This window comes from Sphingopyxis sp. CCNWLW2 (assembly GCF_037095755.1).
Taxonomy (GTDB): Bacteria; Pseudomonadota; Alphaproteobacteria; order Sphingomonadales; family Sphingomonadaceae; genus Sphingopyxis.
Genome location: NZ_JBAWKJ010000001.1, coordinates 151,134 through 167,085, shown reverse-complemented (window position 1 = coordinate 167,085; position 15,952 = coordinate 151,134). Strand labels below are relative to the sequence as shown.

At 65.3% G+C, this 15,952-nt stretch carries 14 protein-coding genes and 1 pseudogene; 4 read left to right on the top strand and 11 right to left on the bottom strand.

All coding sequences use genetic code 11. The features are described 5' to 3' along the window. Positions 1-20: 20 nt before the first annotated feature. Positions 21-452, top strand: coding sequence for a nuclear transport factor 2 family protein (locus V8J55_RS00695; protein ID WP_336443935.1), 432 nt, complete (start codon positions 21-23; stop codon positions 450-452). A 9-nt stretch (positions 453-461) separates the two neighbouring features. Next, entirely contained in the window at positions 462-1,178 is a 717-nt protein-coding gene (locus V8J55_RS00690) for a helix-turn-helix domain-containing protein (RefSeq protein WP_336443934.1), read from the top strand. A 5-nt stretch (positions 1,179-1,183) separates the two neighbouring features. On the opposite strand, the gene V8J55_RS00685 is transcribed toward V8J55_RS00690, so the two are convergent. After that, the gene (locus V8J55_RS00685) at positions 1,184-1,666 is read right to left on the bottom strand and encodes a GFA family protein (RefSeq protein WP_336443933.1); all 483 of its coding nucleotides are present in this window, start codon (positions 1,664-1,666) and stop codon (positions 1,184-1,186) included. Positions 1,667-1,754: 88 nt separating this feature from the next. After that, the gene (locus tag V8J55_RS00680; protein ID WP_336443932.1) at positions 1,755-2,459 is read right to left on the bottom strand and encodes a glutathione S-transferase family protein; all 705 of its coding nucleotides are present in this window, start codon (positions 2,457-2,459) and stop codon (positions 1,755-1,757) included. A 103-nt stretch (positions 2,460-2,562) separates the two neighbouring features. Here V8J55_RS00680 and V8J55_RS00675 point away from each other — a divergent pair, with 103 nt between their 5' ends. Continuing rightward, the gene (locus tag V8J55_RS00675) at positions 2,563-2,916 is read left to right on the top strand and encodes a winged helix-turn-helix transcriptional regulator (RefSeq protein ID WP_336443931.1); all 354 of its coding nucleotides are present in this window, start codon (positions 2,563-2,565) and stop codon (positions 2,914-2,916) included. A gap of 18 nt (positions 2,917-2,934) precedes the next feature. Here V8J55_RS00675 and V8J55_RS00670 read toward each other — a convergent pair whose 3' ends face one another. The 5 genes from V8J55_RS00670 to V8J55_RS00650 form a co-directional block, all read right to left on the bottom strand. Then, positions 2,935-3,531: a YdeI/OmpD-associated family protein gene (locus tag V8J55_RS00670; RefSeq protein ID WP_336443930.1), complete on the bottom strand. Its 597-nt coding sequence runs from the start codon at positions 3,529-3,531 to the stop codon at positions 2,935-2,937. 122 nt (positions 3,532-3,653) lie between these two features. Continuing rightward, a complete protein-coding gene (locus V8J55_RS00665; protein ID WP_336443929.1) occupies positions 3,654-4,034 on the bottom strand; it encodes a RidA family protein in 381 nt (126 codons plus the stop codon). 34 nt (positions 4,035-4,068) lie between these two features. Next, positions 4,069-5,220 carry an alanine racemase gene (locus tag V8J55_RS00660; RefSeq protein ID WP_336443928.1) on the bottom strand — a complete coding sequence of 384 codons (1,152 nt, stop codon included), beginning with the start codon at positions 5,218-5,220 and terminating at the stop codon, positions 4,069-4,071. Then, on the bottom strand, positions 5,217-5,849 hold the full coding sequence (locus V8J55_RS00655) for an HAD family hydrolase (protein WP_336443927.1): 633 nt from the start codon (positions 5,847-5,849) through the stop codon (positions 5,217-5,219). The genes V8J55_RS00660 and V8J55_RS00655 overlap by 4 nt, the downstream gene beginning before the upstream one ends. Positions 5,850-6,027: 178 nt before the next feature. Then, a complete protein-coding gene (locus V8J55_RS00650) occupies positions 6,028-6,927 on the bottom strand; it encodes a LysR family transcriptional regulator (protein WP_336443926.1) in 900 nt (299 codons plus the stop codon). A 160-nt stretch (positions 6,928-7,087) separates the two neighbouring features. On the opposite strand from V8J55_RS00650, the gene V8J55_RS00645 reads away from it, so the two are divergent. Next, positions 7,088-9,148, top strand: a complete 2,061-nt coding sequence (locus V8J55_RS00645; RefSeq protein WP_336443925.1) for a S9 family peptidase — start codon at positions 7,088-7,090, stop codon at positions 9,146-9,148. A 7-nt stretch (positions 9,149-9,155) separates the two neighbouring features. Here the strand turns inward: V8J55_RS00645 and V8J55_RS00640 are convergent, their stop codons facing one another. From V8J55_RS00640 to V8J55_RS00625, 4 genes and pseudogenes are all read right to left on the bottom strand, one after another. Next, positions 9,156-10,550 carry an NAD(P)/FAD-dependent oxidoreductase gene (locus V8J55_RS00640; protein ID WP_336443924.1) on the bottom strand — a complete coding sequence of 465 codons (1,395 nt, stop codon included), beginning with the start codon at positions 10,548-10,550 and terminating at the stop codon, positions 9,156-9,158. Between the two features lie 18 nt (positions 10,551-10,568). Then, a pseudogene (locus tag V8J55_RS00635) lies at positions 10,569-12,997 on the bottom strand (penicillin acylase family protein). 22 nt (positions 12,998-13,019) lie between these two features. Then, positions 13,020-14,216: a M20 aminoacylase family protein gene (locus V8J55_RS00630; protein WP_336443923.1), complete on the bottom strand. Its 1,197-nt coding sequence runs from the start codon at positions 14,214-14,216 to the stop codon at positions 13,020-13,022. A 114-nt stretch (positions 14,217-14,330) separates the two neighbouring features. Continuing rightward, positions 14,331-15,938 (bottom strand): AbgT family transporter, encoded by a 1,608-nt coding sequence (locus V8J55_RS00625; RefSeq protein WP_336443922.1) that lies wholly within the window; start codon positions 15,936-15,938, stop codon positions 14,331-14,333. Between the last annotated feature and the right edge of the window lie 14 nt (positions 15,939-15,952).

Here is a 15,952-nt window from a genome sequence, read left to right as displayed (position 1 = left end):
AACATCATGGGAGAAAGCAGATGGCCGCCACCGCACAAATCGACCGCCCCCTGTCCGTTGCCGCCTTGTTTGACCGCTATCATGTCGGCTGGGAAACGAAGGATGCCGACCTGATCGCCTCGCTCCATGCGGAGGACACGGTCTTCGCGCTCCACGACGGCACCGAGCCCGTGACGGGGCGCGAGCGGCTCCGCGAGCATTGCCGGCAGTTGTTCGCGACATTCGATTTCACGCAGGAAATGGGGCGGCGGCTCTACGGCGACGACCATTGGGTGTTCGAATGGACGATGCTGCTGACGCTCACCGAACCCGGCGGCGCGCCTTTTGTCGCGCGCGTCGGGATGCTCGACGTCGTCACGCTGAACGATGCGGGCGAGGTCGTGCGCAAGGATGTCTATCCGAACGGGCGCGAGATGCACGGCGCCTTCGTGCGTGCCGGGATCGATCGCTAGCGGCGCCGCTTGCGCCCGGCGCTCGACCGGCAGATAGTTACCGCGATGCCCGATCCCGTCTCCCCTTTCTGGAATTCGCTGCTGCCGGTCGACGCTCCGCTTGCGCCGCATGCCAATCCGGTCACCGGGATATTGATCGGGCGCGGCGGTCCGCTGCGGTTGACGCTGGATGGTGTGGCGGTCGAGGGCGACATGCTGCTGATCCGCCCCGGCGTCGTGCATGGTATCGCCTTGCCCGCGCGCGGCGCCGACATCCTCTATCTTGATGGTCTCGCCTATCCGTTCGACGTTCCGCTGGCGCTGGCGCTCGACGGGAAGCTGGCCGAACTGGCGGACACAGTGCTCGATGGTGCGGGCGATGCCGCCGATGAACTGCGCGCGCGCCTGACCGTCGCCGCCGCTCCGCCGCTGCCGCGCGTCGCCGATGCCGTGCGCGCGATCTATGCCGACCCGATGCGGCGGATGTCGCAGGACGAGCTGGCACAGCGGCTCGGCATGGAACGCACGCGGGCGTTGCGCCTTTTCAGGGCGGCGACGGGGCAGGGGTTTCGCGAATTCAAGCGCTGGTCGGCGATGCAATATGCCGCGCAGCAGATGAAGCAGGGCGCGCTCGTTCGCACCGCGGCGATGGACGCCGGCTTTGCCGACACCGCGCATCTGTCGCGCGCCTTTCGCGAAACCTTTGGCCTGACGCCCAGCGCGGCGATCGGCGCGCTCCCTTCATAGGAGGGTCAGGCGGGCCAGCGGTCGGTGTCGTGGTCCGGATGCTGGTGGTTGCTCGCCTTGATCGCGCCGACAAGGTTGCTCATTGTTTCTTCGGTCGTCCCTTCGGCCCTGATCGGCAGGTCCTCGAACAACGACAGCTGGCCTTCGGTCCCGAACTGGACTTGCGGCGGGAACGCCGAGGGATCGTCGAACGACCCCGTCGTCAGGTTGATATGCTTGCTTTCGGCATAATCATAAGTCAGCGGTGTCCCGCAGTCGCGGCAGAAACCGCGCGCGGCCTTGTCCGAACTGTTGAAGGTCGCAGGGCTGCCGCGCGTCCAGGTGATCGCATCGCGCGGCACGCCGATCAGCGCGATGAAGAAATTGCCCGCCGCCTTCTGGCACATGCGGCAATGGCAGATATGCGACGTGTCGAGCACCGCGGTGACATGATAGCGCACCGCGCCGCACTGGCAGCCGCCCGACGCTTCGGTTTCGATCCTGTCCATGGCGTCATGCTATCAAAGCTAGCGGGGACTCACAATCGCGCCAGCGGGGAAGCGGTGCGCGGCGGCGACGCGCCGCGCACCGCTTCCATCAGGCACCGTGAAGCTCGATCACCTCGGCCAGCGGGACGTGGCCGAGGCAGAGGCCGCTACCCGGCGCCGTCTCGCCGCTTTCAAGCGCGGTGGCATAGGCGACGGCCGGATCCGCTTCCAGCCTCGCGCGCAGCGCCGCGAGCTTCGGCCAGCGGACGGGCTCGGCGACCTCGTGAAACTCCAGCCAGCGCCCGACCCCGACGAACAGTGCGTCGGCCAGCGTCGGCCGGTCGCCGACCAGATAGCGGCCTTCGCCCACCATCGCCTCCAGCTTGTCGTGCCGTTCGATCACCGCCTCCTTGCCCCATTCGCGGAGTGACGCTTGCAGCGCGGGGCGCGGCGGGTCCATTTCGAGTGCGACCCAGAGCGGGGTGAAAGACCCCGTGAAGCCGGTGTTGATGAACGCCATGATCTGCCGCATCCGGTCGCCTTCGGGCGATAGCGGATCAAGGCTGATCCGCCGTTCGTCGTCGCGCGCCGCGAGCCAGTGGGCGATCGCCATGGTTTCGGTCAGGACATTGCCCTGATCGGTAATCAGCGCCGGCGTCTCGTGCCGGGCGTTGATGCGGGCATAGGCCGGCTCGCGCATTTTGCCGAGCATGTCGACGCGGCACAGGCGATAGGGTTTGCCCAGCCATTCGAGAGCCGTGACAAGGCCCATGGAACTTCCCAGCGGGAAGCCATAGATAAGGATCGGTTCCAATGTATTGCTCCATCTTCTTGAGGGGGAGCTGCGCAGCGAAACCAGATATAGGGCGCGCTATCGCCACGTAAATTACGCACCTTTTTGTAACCATGAGGCTCCGATGAAAGATCTGGTTTCGCGCTGTCCGATCGAGGAAGTGATGCAGGTGCTGAGCGGCCGCTGGCCGACCTTGCTGATCTATTATCTCAGCGACGGAACAAAGCGCTTCGGCGACCTGCGCCGCGACAATCCGACGATCTCGCACAAGATGCTGACGCTCGAACTGCGCAAGCTCGAGGATGCGGGGATCGTCCAGCGTACCGAGTTCGAGGGTTATCCCCGGCGGGTCGAATATGACCTGACCCCCGACGGCGAACGGCTCGTGCCCTTGATCGACGCGCTCGGCGACTGGTGGGATGCCGTCGCGGGCGATGCCGATGCGGACGCGGCTGTCGTCACTGCGACCAACGGTTGAAACCGCTCCGCAGCGCTGTCACTTCACCTTTTGCGGGTGAAAGGTCTCGCCGCGCTTCAGCATCGCGACAAGATCGGCGATCTTCTTTTTCCGCCCAGCCTCGGTCTTGATCGTGCCGAGGCGAAAGATCAGCGCGAAGCGATTTTGCGCGGTCAGCTTTTCCAGCATGGCCCTGGCCGCAGGTTCGGCATCGATCGCCGCCTGCAGGTCGTCCGGAATTTCCGATCCCTTGACGCGATAGGCGCGGTCCCAGCGGCCATCGGCCTTGGCGGCCTCGACCTGTTTCAGCCCATGCTCGGTCATCCGCCCTTCGGCGGTCAGGCGCGCGACATTGTCGATATTGATCTGGCTCCAGACGCTCTTCGCGCTGCGCGGCGTGTAGCGTTGCAGGAAGCTTTTTTCGTCGAAGGATTTGCGGATGGCGTCGATCCATCCCCAGCAAAGAGCGGCGTGGATCGCCTGTTCAGGGGTGATCGACGCGAGGCCCGATTTGACCTTGTGGATCTTGATCCACACCTCGCGCTCGGTGGCGTGATGCGCGGCCAGCCAGTCATGGAAACCGTCCATGTCGACGAATTCGTGAACCTTGTTGGGATCTACCTCGACGGCGGCCATGATCTTATTCCAATCATAAATTCACTCCACCATAAAGTATTGAAAATTAATAGATAGTCGAGGCATTCGATTAAAGCGCGCGCGCACCATTCAACCTTGCTACGTCCGCTTCGCCCCCGGTCTCAGGCACTCACCGCGACAACGGCTTCGATCTCTACCAGCGCATTGAAATGCAGCGGACCGGAGGGAACGATCGATCGGGCGGGGCGGTGTGTGCCAAAGAACGCCGCGTAGGCCCGGTTGACTTCGCCCCAATGCGCGACGTCGGTCACATAGACGGTGCACCGGACGATGTCGCCCGGCGAAGCGCCAACCACGCCGACAATCGCCGCGATATTCCCGAGCGCAAAGTTGACCTGCTCGCCGACAGAACGGCTTTCGGGGTCGGGTGTTTCGCCGGTCACGCCGAGCTGGCCCGAAACATAAAGGGTGTCGCGGTGCAACATGGCTTGGGCATAATGCCCGCCGGGGGGCGGCGCGGCTGCGCAGCGTATCTCTGTCATTTTCTGAACCTTCATCTCGATCTCCGAAAGTCGCTTACCACCCGCCGGTCCGCGGCCATTCTTCGGCCAGTTCCCCCCCGCGCAACACGTCGTAGGAGGTGTAGGCCGCACAGGTCAGGCAAGCGTGATTGGGAAGGATGCGGACGACGGTGCCGATCGGCAGGCGTTCGAACCAGCTTTCGTCGGGTACGGGCACGCCGCCATGTTCCTGATGCACGGTCACGACCGTCAGCGATGCGAGCGGCTCGAGCGTGGCCGCATCGCAGACCAGACCATAGCCCGCGTTCGGCATGAAGCGGTTGGCCCCGACATCCTTCGATAGCGCAAGCGCGCCGGCGTCGAGGATCAGGCTGGCGCCGGCGCCGCGGCGCTGGTGGCCGATCACCGTCGCCAGCACCGAGACGGCAATATCCTCTTGCGCGCAGACGCCCCGCGACAATTGCGAAAGGTCGCCGAACAGGTAAATGCCCGCCCGCACTTCGGTCACGCCGCGCAATTGTTCGGCGAAAACCACCGTGGGGGTCGAGCCGACGCTGACGATGGGGCAGACGTAACCGCGCGCGCGGAGCAATTCGGCCGATGCGACCGCCGCATGCCGTTCGACTTCGGCGAGCGCCCGGATCGGCGCTGGATCGTCGAACGCGTAGCTATGTCCCGCGTGGGTCATCACGCCCATCAGTTCGAGTTGCGGCGAACAGGCCGCAATCACCCCAGCGATCGCGACAAGCTCTTCCGACGTCGGTTCGGTGCCGCTGCGGTGTTCGCCACAATCGACCTCGATGAGGACGCCGAAGCGCGCGCCGAGCGCCGCCGCGGCTTCGCCCATGGCGGCCGCCGCCTCCCGGTCATCGACGACAAGCAGCAGCCGCGCGCCATGCTCGCGCTGGATGTGATGGACGCGCGCCAGTTTCGCGGGCGCGATAGCGGTCGTGTAGAGGATATCGCGCCAGCCCGCCGCGGCGAAATATTCGGCTTCGGCCAGCGTCGAGACGGTGATCGGCCCTTGCTCGCCGTTCGCCGCGATACGCGCGACGTCGGTCGACTTTGCCGTCTTCAGATGCGGGCGCAACGTGACGCCCAGCGCGTCGCAGCGGGCGCGCATGCGCGCGGCGTTGCGCTCCAGCCGGTCGGCGTCGAGGATCAGGCGCGGGGTGTTCAATCCCGTGAACATCGTGGCCGCGCTCATCGGACCAGCTCGCGCAGCGGATCGAGCGTATCGGCGATCAGGAACGGCCGCGCCGCGTCGGCGACAAAGGGCAGGCGGGCACGGTTGTGCCAGAAAACCGGCATGCCGACGCCGGCCGCCCCCGGAATGTCCGCGGGCGAGCCCGCCACGAAAAGCGTCCGCGCCGGATCGGTGCCGAGCCGGTCCAGCACGGCGCGGTAGGATTCCGGTCGCGGTTTGTAATAGCCCGTTTCTTCGGATGTCAGGACAACCGAGAAGGGCACGCCGACCCGTTCCGCAGCCTGCCGCCCCAAAAGTTTCGAACAATTTGTTATGACCCCGAGCGCGATGCCGCGCGCGCTGAGTTCGGCAAGCAGCGGCGGCGCCTCCGGCCAGGGCTGGAGCGAGTTCCAGTCCGCCGTCAGCGCATCGGGAGCCGATGCCGCCACGCCCGCCTTGGCGGCCGCCTCGCGGACGAGATCCTCATAGGGGCGGTAAGCGCCGCAACCATAGGTCAGCTCGAGATAGGCGCGGCGCCAGCGCAGCCCGTCGCTCGCCGACCCGGCCGCCCGGTTCCAGACCGACCAGGAATCGAGAAGAGCGGTGAGAAGGTCGAAGACCACCGCTTCGACGAGAACGAGCTGTTTCATTGATCGGGATCCAAATTCAATAATGACCGCCAGCGACTGCATTTCCACAGGCTTGGGGTCGAGAATGCCGCCGGATGGCCCGGAGCGATTAGCAACGCCGCGGCCCGGCCGGCAAATGCCTGTTGCTGATGGTTTCATGCCGCCGCGTATGGACGTCGTTCGCATGCGCCATTCCCGTCTACGCCGTCGCCAGCTTCCAGAATGTTTCGGCCGACGGCGATTGCCGGCCGCGCGGGCGATACAGTCTGACGTCGACCGGAATGTCCCAGCGCGCATCGCCCGCCCGCACCAGCGCGCCTCGCTTCAGATCATCCGCGACGATGCTCAGCGGCAGCCAGGCGAGTCCCTTTCCATCCCTTGCCATGCGCGCGAGGATCAGCGTGTGCGACGTGAACACGGGCGTGAAATTCGCGCGCGACGCACTGGCATCAAGCATCGCCGAAACGATGCGATCCATTCCTGATTCGGCGCCATAGGCCAGTAGGTTGACCGGACGATCGGCGTCGTCGGTGAGCGCGTGCTGCGGTGCGTCACCGGCTTCGCTCGGCGCGCTGACCGGCACCAGCGCATCGGATTCGAGCGATATCGACTGGAAACCGGCCCCATCGAGAACCGACGGCGCGCCGGGATGGAAATAGCACAGGCAAAAATGCGCCTTGCCGCTGAGCATCATCTGTTCGGATGTGCCCATATTATCGGCAGTGAGCTGGATCGGGATTGCGGTATCGGTCATCGCCTGAAGCGTCGCGAGCCATTGCGGGAAGAAGTTCAGCGTCAGGGCGTGCGTGACCAGAATCTTGACCATCGACGCCGATGTGCCGGCAATTTCCTGCACCTCGCGCCGGCCATGTTCGATATCGCGCAGCACGGTCTCGGCGATGACGGCAAAGCGCTTGCCGGCGGGGGTCAGCACCATCTGGTGCGTGCTGCGGTCGACCAGCTCCACGCCGAGCCATTCTTCGAGCGCGCGGATGCGGCGGCTGAAAGCCGGCTGCGTCACGCAGCGCGTCGATGCCGCGCGCGAGAAGTTGCCCGCGTGTATCAAGGCACCGAAATCCTCAAGCCATGCCAGTTCCATCACTCATGCCCCTTTGGCCGATGGGGAAATTGTAATGCGGGAAAGGCGCGTGGCTACCCCTCGTGACACGCATGGATTGATCCATTTTGCGCATTGGAGCTCGTGACCGCCCGTCGGCAGATTGCGTTCGCAGACAGGCTTGATTCAGGGGGCTTCGGGGATGGGTTTCGACATTTTGCGGCGCGAACTGCGTGGTCGCGCATCGGTGTGGGCGGCTGCGCTGCTTGGCGCGGCGATCATGGCAGTGCCGGCGGGTGGTGCGGAGCCGGAACAACGGGCATCGCTGGTGCCGCGCGATGCGCTTTTCGCTTCGCCCGCCTATTCCGAACTTCAGATCAGCCCCGACGGCAAGCAGCTGGCCTTTCTCCATCCGCTGAACGGCGTCCTGAACGTCTGGGTCGCGCCGCTCGACGATCCGAAGGCCGCTACCCCGGTCACCCGTTTCGATAGCCGGCCGCCCGACAGTTTCCAGTGGAGCCCCGACGGGCGGTACATATTGGTGCTGAAGGATGTCGGCGGCGAGGAACATAGCCAGCTCTGGGTCGCGAACCTCGAAAAGCATACGGTCGTCAATGTGACCGCCGATCCCGCCGTGCAGACGAAGATCGTGAAGCTTTCGAAGCGCCGTCCCGGCGAAATCCTCGTCGGCATGAACATTCGCGACCGCCGCTATCGCGACATTTACCGGATCGACCTCGCGACGGGGCAGCGTACCGAGGTGCTGCGCAACGAGCGAAATTACATCGATGTCGTCGCCGATCCCGATTTCAACATCCGGCTGGGCGTTCGCGGCAATGTCGACGGTTCGTCGACCTATTTTCGCCTCGACCCCGCAGGGCCCAGCGAGTTCATGACGATCCCGCTCGCCTCGCTGCGCAATTCCAAAATCCTCGGGCTCGACGGCGCGGGAAAACTGTTGATGTTCGACAGCCGGACCAGCGACAAGGCGAACCTCGTCTCGGTCGATCTTGCCACGGGAAAGCAGACCATGCTCGCGGCGTTCGGGCGCGCCGATATCGTCGATCCGTTGTTCGACGAAGCCAGCGGCGCGCTGCTCGCGACGCGTGAGGACCCGCTCGTCAGCGAATGGACGGTGCGATCGGACGAGGTGCGCGCCGAATTCGCGGCGCTTCAAGCGGCGGCCGCGGGGCCGTTCAAGATCGTTGATCAGACCCCCGACAATGCGCGCTGGCTGCTCCTCGAGACGGTTCCGAACCGCCCCGACCGCTATAGCTGGTGGAATCGCAACGACCGGACGCTTGTGCCGCTGCTCTCGACGCGGCCCGATCTCGACAAACAGCCGCTCGCGCGTCGGATTCCCGTGACGATCGCGTCGCGCGATGGCCTGACCCTGCCGAGTTACCTGACGCTGCCGACGAACGCGAAACTCGGCGCCGACGGGATGCCGGTGACGCCCGTTCCACTGGTGCTGCTCGTTCACGGCGGCCCCTGGCTTCGCGACGATCTGGCTTTCGATCCGCAACACGCCTGGCTCGCCGACCGCGGCTATGCGGTGCTGTCGGTGAATTTTCGCGCGTCGGGGGGCTTCGGCAGCGACTTCATGGCGAAGGGCGACCGGAAATGGTCGGAAACGATGCACGACGACCTGCTCGACGGGGTGCAGTGGGCGATCGACAAAGGCGTGACCGCGAAGGACCGCGTCGCGGTGATGGGGCTGTCCTATGGCGGCTATTCGACGCTTGTGTCGTTGAGCTTCACGCCCGACACCTTCCAGTGCGGCGTCGACCTTGCGGGGCCGAGCAATCTGGTAAAGCAAGTCGCGGGGATGCCCGACTGGTGGACCTGGCAGCGCCCGCAGTTCGTCAATCGCGTAGGCGATCCGGCGACAAAGGAGGGCGCGGCCGACCTGATGCGGCGCTCGCCGATCGCACGTGTCGATGCGATTTCTAAGCCTTTGCTTGTGACGAACGGCGCTAACGACCCGCGCATCTTTCCCAGCCAGTCGGAAGAGATTGTCGATGCGCTGAAGGCGCGCGGCAAGCCGGTGACCTATGCCTTCTATCCTGATGAGGGCCACGTCTACGCGAAGGACGCGACGAACGTCTCCTTCGCGGCAATCTCCGAGCATTTCCTGTCGAAATGCCTTGGCGGGCCGGCCGAAGCTTATGGCGACGATCTTGCCGGGTCGCAGGTCGAATTGAGGACCGGCGCCGGATTTGTCCCGGGTCTCGAACGGGCGCTTGCGGATATGGGAAAATGAACCTCAGCTAAGGCTCGCCGAGATATTTCGCCAAGCCCGCGTCGGGCGGCGGCGACCGTCCGGCCGCGTCGGCCACGTCCATCCGTAGGAAGGCATTCTGGACATAGCGGATGCCCGCCCAGCGTAGCGGTTCGATCTCCCAATTCGGGACTTGCTCGCGGACGTAGGGCGCGTGGAGATCGCGCGCGCGGCCAGTGACTAGTCCCGCGAGTGCCCGCGCGCAGATCGCGCTGGTGATCACGCCGTGGCCCGTATAGCCGTAGCTGTACCCGATCCGGCGCACGGCATCGAAATGCACCGTGGGCAGCCAGTCGCGCGGAATGCCGAGATAGCCCGCCCATCGATGCGTGAATTCGACACCATCGAGCGACGGCCACCAGTCGATCAGCCGATCGCGGATCCATCCAAAGTTTGCATTCTCGCGCAGCGCGATCTCGGACATGTCCGAGCCATAGCGATAGGGCGCACCGCGGCTGCCGAACAGGATGCGCCCGTCGGCGGTGCGGGTGAGATAATTGGTCGTATGCACGTAAGAGCTAAGGCATTCGCCGCCGGCCCAGCCGACCGTCTCCCATTGTTCGGCGCTGAGCGGCGCGGTGAGCATGATTGTAGAGGCCATTGGGATGAGCCGGCGGCGATAGGCGGGCTGCGCGGTCATATATGCTTCGCCTGCGAGCAGAACCGCGCGGCGAGCGCGCAGCGTGCCGCGTGAGCTGACGAGCGCGGGTTGCGTGCCCGCGGTCGTTTGCAACACCTCTGTCTCCTCATGGATCCGCACGCCGCGCCGTTCGAGCGCACGCGCGAGCCCGCGCACGAGGCGGCCGGGGTGGATCGTGCCGCCCGCGCGCAGGCGCAACGCGCCATGGACGCTGGTCGCGTGGACCGCGTCTTGCGCACGATCGGCGTCGAGCAATTCGCAGCCATCCTCCATACCGAGGCGGGCATAGGCTTCGAAGGATTGGCGCAGCGACGGCAATTGCTCTGCGCTGCGTGCGAGGGTCAGGACGCCCACGGGGTTGAAATGCGCGTCGATGCCTTCCGCTTCGCAGACGCGGCCGACTTCCCCCACCATCGCCTGCTGCGCGAGCAGCATCGCCCGGGCCGTCGCTGCACCGAAACGCCGGGTGAGGGCGGCGGGGTTGATCGGAAAGCGCGGCGAGCACCAGCCGCCGTTGCGCCCCGACGCGCCGAAGCCGCAAAATTGCCGCTCGACGATCGCTATCGACAGATCCGGGTCGTTCTGCAGCAGATACCAGGCGGCCCACAGACCCGTGAAGCCGCCCCCCATGATCGCGATATCGACGGTCGCGTCGCCTGGCAGCGCAGGGCGCGGTGTCAGATCGTCGTCGCAGCTTGCGAGCCAGTAGCTGCCGATGTCGGCGGGCGGGACGATGGCGGTCAATCGGGGTTCCGCCGCGCGCTAACGGGCCGGCGGTCGATATTCGAGCGTCATGGTCGATGCGGCGGTCTTGCGGATCCGCTCGGGCGAAAGATCGATCTTCTTGAGCTCGTTGGTCTCGTGCATCATCGTCTGATCGGTGAGGTGCGGGTTCCCCTTGCCGTCGGGACCAATGAACAGATTCTGGCCGCCCGCATCGATCACCGAATAGAGCGCGCGCCGGTTGGCGCCGATTTCCATCAGCCCGACCCAGCTTTCGCCGCCATTGTGCGGCGCCATCGTCGGCCCGAGACGCAGCACCGCCGACAGGCGATGCTCGGGATAATCCTCCGCCATCTGTGGCCGATCGGGCGTCTCGAGCGACGCGTCGAAATATTTCCAGTAAATCGGCTGCTTCCATTCGGCCATGTCCTTGCCGGGGAAGCGCGGTTTGACTTCGGCGATCGTCGCCTTGATCGTGTCGATCATCATCGCGGTGCGGTCGCGCCCGTTGAAATAGTCGAGGCTGAGCGGCGCGCCGGCCTTGTCGCCCTGAAAGGCGCGCAGCAGCAGGCTCGATTGATAGGTCAGGTAGCGGTCGGTATCGATCGTCTTCCACCAGTCGCCCATATCATCGCCGAACAGCGTTTTCGGCGCCGTCTGGAGCCAGGTCCGGTAGAGGGTCAGTCCCGGATTGTCGTAGCGCTGATCGCCGTCGCGGTCCTGATACAGGCCGTTGAAGCTCAGCATCAATTCGCCCGCGCGCTTCACCTCGGGGTCGTCGCTCGCCGCGATCGCGGCTTGGATATAGGGCGCGAAAAAGTCGGGCGCCGCCTGATTGCGATCGACCGCGCCGAGCGCGTTGAAGATCTTGCCGTTGAACTCGCGCATGTCGAGCAAGGTCAGCGACTGGCCGTTCTTGGCGAGCCGGTCGCCGAGCCAGGTGCGGAAGGTCGCGCCGATGCGGGCATTGTCGCCCTCCTGCGACCAGCCCGTCGCCTTGCTGTTCCACGACATGAAATAGCCTTGGCGGGGGTTGATCATGTGCGGTTTTTCGGCGGGGGTCAGAAAGCCGGTCCATTCATATTCGCCCGTGCCGGGCGTCGGCAGCCGCGGATCGACGCCGGTCGCCTTCTTCGGCAGCGCACCCGCCTCGAAATAGGCGATCGTGCCATCCTCGCCGCCGTAACAGGCGCCGAGATTCCAGCCGAGACGGTCGACGCCCTTGGCCTTGAACTCGGCGAGGCTCTTCGCGCGGCCCATTTCGGCAAAAGCGACCCATGTGTCGAGTTCGCGGCCGTGGACGCCCATTTGCTGCGAATAGGCGGTGCCGTTTTCGACATCCCACGCGATCACCGGGCCGTGGATCGTCCACGCGACCTCATGCGTGAAGGGCGCGCCGTCCTTGACCTTAAAGGCTTCGGCGCGGTGTTCCATTTTCTTCCAGGCGCCCTTGTACCAATATTCGTACCGGTTCTCGGGATTGAGCTTTTCGGCGAAGGTGGTGCCGGCCTCGCTGCTGCCCGACACCAGTAGCCAGCCGTGCTGCGCGCCGCGTCCCATCGTCGGGACGCCCCAGCCGGTCGAGCCGAAGCCCGTGTTGTCGAAGCCGCCGCCTTTCAGATGGATTTCGGGGCCGTCGGCAGTGGCCTCCAGCATCAGCACCTTTCCGCTTGCCGATTTTTCGGGGCCGATGACCAGGCAGCGGCTTGCGCCTTTCACCGGTTCGGTGGGCTTCGTCTGCGCCGCCGCCGACGCCACATTGCGATTGGAGACCAGTTGCGCCGGAGCGAGGACGGGGGCGGGTATCGGCCGGGCCGGAGCGAGATCGTCGCCCGCGGGGATGGTGGTCGGGGAGTCGGGGTCGGAAATCGGCACGACGTCGTTGAAAATCGCCCACGCCTTGTCCTGACCATAGCGCGCCGTCATCGCCTTCAGAAATTCGAGGTTGCGGATTTCATACGTGTCGCGTCCCAGCGGCGCCGCGCTGATCAGCGCGAGATATTCGGTGAGGCTCCAGCGCGTCGGCTTGATCCCCCAGCGGATGAATTCGAGCGGGGTCAGCCCGCAGGATCGGCATTCACTTCGTCGATGCGCTTGTTGATGCCGTCGACCATCGCCTGGATCATCTTCTGGTGCTCGGACGCCAGCGCGTTGTAGCGCTGCATCAGCACCGCGTCGGAAAGCCTCCGACCGCGCATCATCTTGTCGCCTTCGATCGCCGATTTCCCGACAAGCTCGGCGCGGCGGCCCTGCGTATTGTGCCGTGCGAGTTCCATCGCCGCGAGACGGTCGTGCGCGATCGCATAGCCCGCGCCGAACATCACCGCGTCCGACGTCTCCGCCTGCACATGCGGCACGCCGAAATCGTCGCGGTAGATGGCCACCTTTTCCTGCGCCTGTGTCGGTGCTGTCGCCGCAAGCAACAGCGCGGCGGAACCATGGAGCAGGGTGGCAGTCGAACGGCGCATCAAAATAATCTCCCCGGATTGTCTATTTTGGCAGGAATGTCTCGGCCAGGGCGACCCACAGCGCGGCGCCGGTCGGCGAAATGCTGTCGTCATAGGCATAGTGCGAATTGTGGAGCATCACCGACCCCGGTCCCTCATCGCCATTGCCGAGCAGCAGGAAGCAGCCGGGAACGACGTCGAGATAGCGCGCGAAATCCTCGCCCCCCATGCCCGGCGCGTCGAGATCGACGAAGCGGTCGGGGCCGACGATGCCGATCGCGATTTCGCGGACTTTAGCATAGAGGTCGGCCGGATTGTGCAAGGCGGGATAGCCACGTTCGTAGTGCAGCTCGGCCTTCGCGCCGAACGAGGCCGCAACGCCGGTCACGATCTCCCGGAGCCGCCGCTCGGTCGCATCCTGGCTCGTGCGTGACAGCGTGCGCACCGTGCCGCCCATGCGCGCCTCGTCGGCGATGATGTTGAAGGCGGTGCCCGCCTCGACCTTGCAGATCGAGACGACCGCGGCGTCCATCGGGTCGGTATTGCGCGCGACGATGCTTTGCACCGCGACGATGATCTGCGCCGCGACGAGCACGGGGTCGACCGTCAGGTGCGGGCGCGCGGCATGGCCGCCCTTGCCGGTAACGACGATCTCGAACTTGTCGGCGGCGGCGTAGAGCGCGCCCGCGCGCCCCGCGAGCTTGCCCGCGGCGATGCCCGGGCGGTTGTGGATGCCGAAGATGGCGTCCATCGGGAAACGGTCGAACAATCCGTCGCGGATCATCGCGCTGGCGCCGCCATCGGGGTCGCCGCCGGGCCCCTGATAGCCCAGCGATTCCTCGGCGGGCTGGAAGATCAGATGCACCGCGCCGTCGAAATTGCGCGTCGCGGCGAGATGCCTTGCGGCGCCCAGCAGCATCGTCGTATGCCCGTCGTGGCCGCAGGCGTGCATCACGCCCGGGGTGCAGGACTTGTGATCGGACTCGGCCAGCTCGGTCATCGGCAGCGCGTCGATATCGGCGCGGATGCCGATCGCGCGGTCCGACCCGCCGGCGCGGATTGTCGCGACGATGCCAGTGCCGCCGATACCGGTGTGGACCTCGTCGACCCCAAAGCTTTCGAGCAGGTCGAGGATGAAGCTGACCGTGCCCTGTTCGTGGAAGCCGAGTTCGGGATGCTGATGGATATGCCGGCGCCAGGCGGTCATGTCGGTTTCGAGCGATTTGAGGTCAACGGACATGGGAACGGACCTCCTGGCGCAGCGGCGAAGTCAGGCTAGGGGCGGTGCGCGGCCGACCCCAATGCTTATTGGACATGGTTGCATGTTCGGCGGCGGATTTCATCATGGGCTCCCTCACGGCACGGCGTGCGCTGCGACCTGATAAAAGACCTGCGCGTGCGGGCCGAGGGGCAGGTCGAAGACCACCCATGCGACGACCATCGTGATCCCCGTCGCCATGAAGCACAGTGCATAGGGCAGCATCAGCGCGAGCAGCGACCCGACTCCCATCGACTTGTCCCACCGCTGGCAGAAGACGAGGACGAGCGGGAAATAGCTCATCAAGGGGGTCATAATATTGGTATAGCTGTCGCCCATGCGATAGGCGGCCGTGGTCATTTCGGGGCTGATGCCGAGCAGCATGAACATCGGCACAACGACCGACGACAGGACGCTCCATTTGGCGGTCGACGATCCGATGAACAGGTCCATCATCGAGGAGAGCAGCAGGACGCAGACGAGCAGCAACGCCGGGGGCAGGTTCATGCCCTGCAGCTTTTCGGCGCCGCCGATCGCGATGATCGGGCCGATGCCCGACCAGTTGAACATCGCGACGAAATGCGCGGCGAAAAAGACGAAGACCAGATAGGGCGCGATCGTCTTCACACCCTCGCGCATCATCGCGATCACGTCGTTCGAGTTCTTCACCGTCCCCGCCGCGCGCCCGAAGACGACGCCGGTCAGCAGGAACAGCAGGAACAGCGCGGCGATCATCGAGGCGTAGAGTGGCTGCAGGCGGATCGGGCCCTCGGAGTCCTGATCGATGAAGGGTGTATAGCCGGGCCAGAGGCAAAGCGCCGCGAACAGCGCGGTGACCAGCAGCGCGGCGACGCCGGCGTGGCGAAGCCCCCGCCGCTCGGCGTCGCTGAGGTCGCCCTTTTCGAGATCGGCGCGAAGCTCTGCGTCGACCTCCTCGTTCCAGGTTCCCAGCCGCGGTTCGACCACCTTGTCGGTGATGAACCAGATGATCGGGGTGAAGAAGACGACGATGCCGAGGATGAAATACCAGTTGCCGAGCGGGTTCATCGTCCAGCCGGGCTCGACGATACGCGCGGCCTCCTGCGTGAAGCCGAACAGCAGGACATCGAGCTGGCCAGGCATGATGTTGCCGGCATAACCCCCCGACACGGCGGCGAGCGCGGCGGCGATACCGGCGAGCGGATGACGCCCGACCGATGCGAAGAGGACCGCGGCCATCGGGATGAGCACGACATAGGCGGCGTCGGCGGCGTGGTGCGACACCATGCCCACCACCGCGATGATCGGGGTCATATAGCGGCGCGGCGTGCTCCGCAGCGAACCCCGGATCAGCGCAAAGAACAGCCCCGACCGCTCGGCGACCGCGGCGCCCATCATAATCGTCAGGATGATTCCGAGCGGGGTGAAGCTGGCATAGGTGCGCGGCATCTCGGTAAACAGCCGTGCGATATTCTCGGCCGAGAACAGGCTCGACGCGCGATAGGTCAGGACGCCGCCCGCGAGTTCGGCGCCGGCGGGCGCGTCCTTGCCTGAATAGGGTAGCGATGCGCTCCACCCCAGCCCCGCGCCGATCGCCGAAACCAGCATCAATATGATGATCAGGTAGAGGAAGATGATCGTCGGGTCGGGCAGCAGATTGCCGACGCGCTCGACGAAACCGAGAAACCCCCTCTGACGGGCAGGGCGGATGGTTTCAGCACTCATTATTGCGCCTCCTG

Bases quoted from the DNA above. Each gene is read 5' to 3' on its own strand.
- V8J55_RS00670 (WP_336443930.1), bottom strand. From the start codon at position 3,531: ATGGCCGCCGTCGAGGTAGATCCCAACAAGGTTCACGAATTCGTCGAC.
- V8J55_RS00665 (WP_336443929.1), bottom strand. From the start codon at position 4,034: ATGACAGAGATACGCTGCGCAGCCGCGCCGCCCCCCGGCGGGCATTAT.
- V8J55_RS00630 (WP_336443923.1), bottom strand. From the start codon at position 14,216: ATGTCCGTTGACCTCAAATCGCTCGAAACCGACATGACCGCCTGGCGC.
- V8J55_RS00695 (WP_336443935.1), top strand. From the start codon at position 21: ATGGCCGCCACCGCACAAATCGACCGCCCCCTGTCCGTTGCCGCCTTG.
- V8J55_RS00625 (WP_336443922.1), bottom strand. From the start codon at position 15,938: ATGAGTGCTGAAACCATCCGCCCTGCCCGTCAGAGGGGGTTTCTCGGT.
- V8J55_RS00675 (WP_336443931.1), top strand. From the start codon at position 2,563: ATGAAAGATCTGGTTTCGCGCTGTCCGATCGAGGAAGTGATGCAGGTG.
- V8J55_RS00660 (WP_336443928.1), bottom strand. From the start codon at position 5,220: ATGAGCGCGGCCACGATGTTCACGGGATTGAACACCCCGCGCCTGATC.
- V8J55_RS00650 (WP_336443926.1), bottom strand. From the start codon at position 6,927: ATGGAACTGGCATGGCTTGAGGATTTCGGTGCCTTGATACACGCGGGC.
- V8J55_RS00655 (WP_336443927.1), bottom strand. From the start codon at position 5,849: ATGAAACAGCTCGTTCTCGTCGAAGCGGTGGTCTTCGACCTTCTCACC.
- V8J55_RS00645 (WP_336443925.1), top strand. From the start codon at position 7,088: ATGGGTTTCGACATTTTGCGGCGCGAACTGCGTGGTCGCGCATCGGTG.
- V8J55_RS00685 (WP_336443933.1), bottom strand. From the start codon at position 1,666: ATGGACAGGATCGAAACCGAAGCGTCGGGCGGCTGCCAGTGCGGCGCG.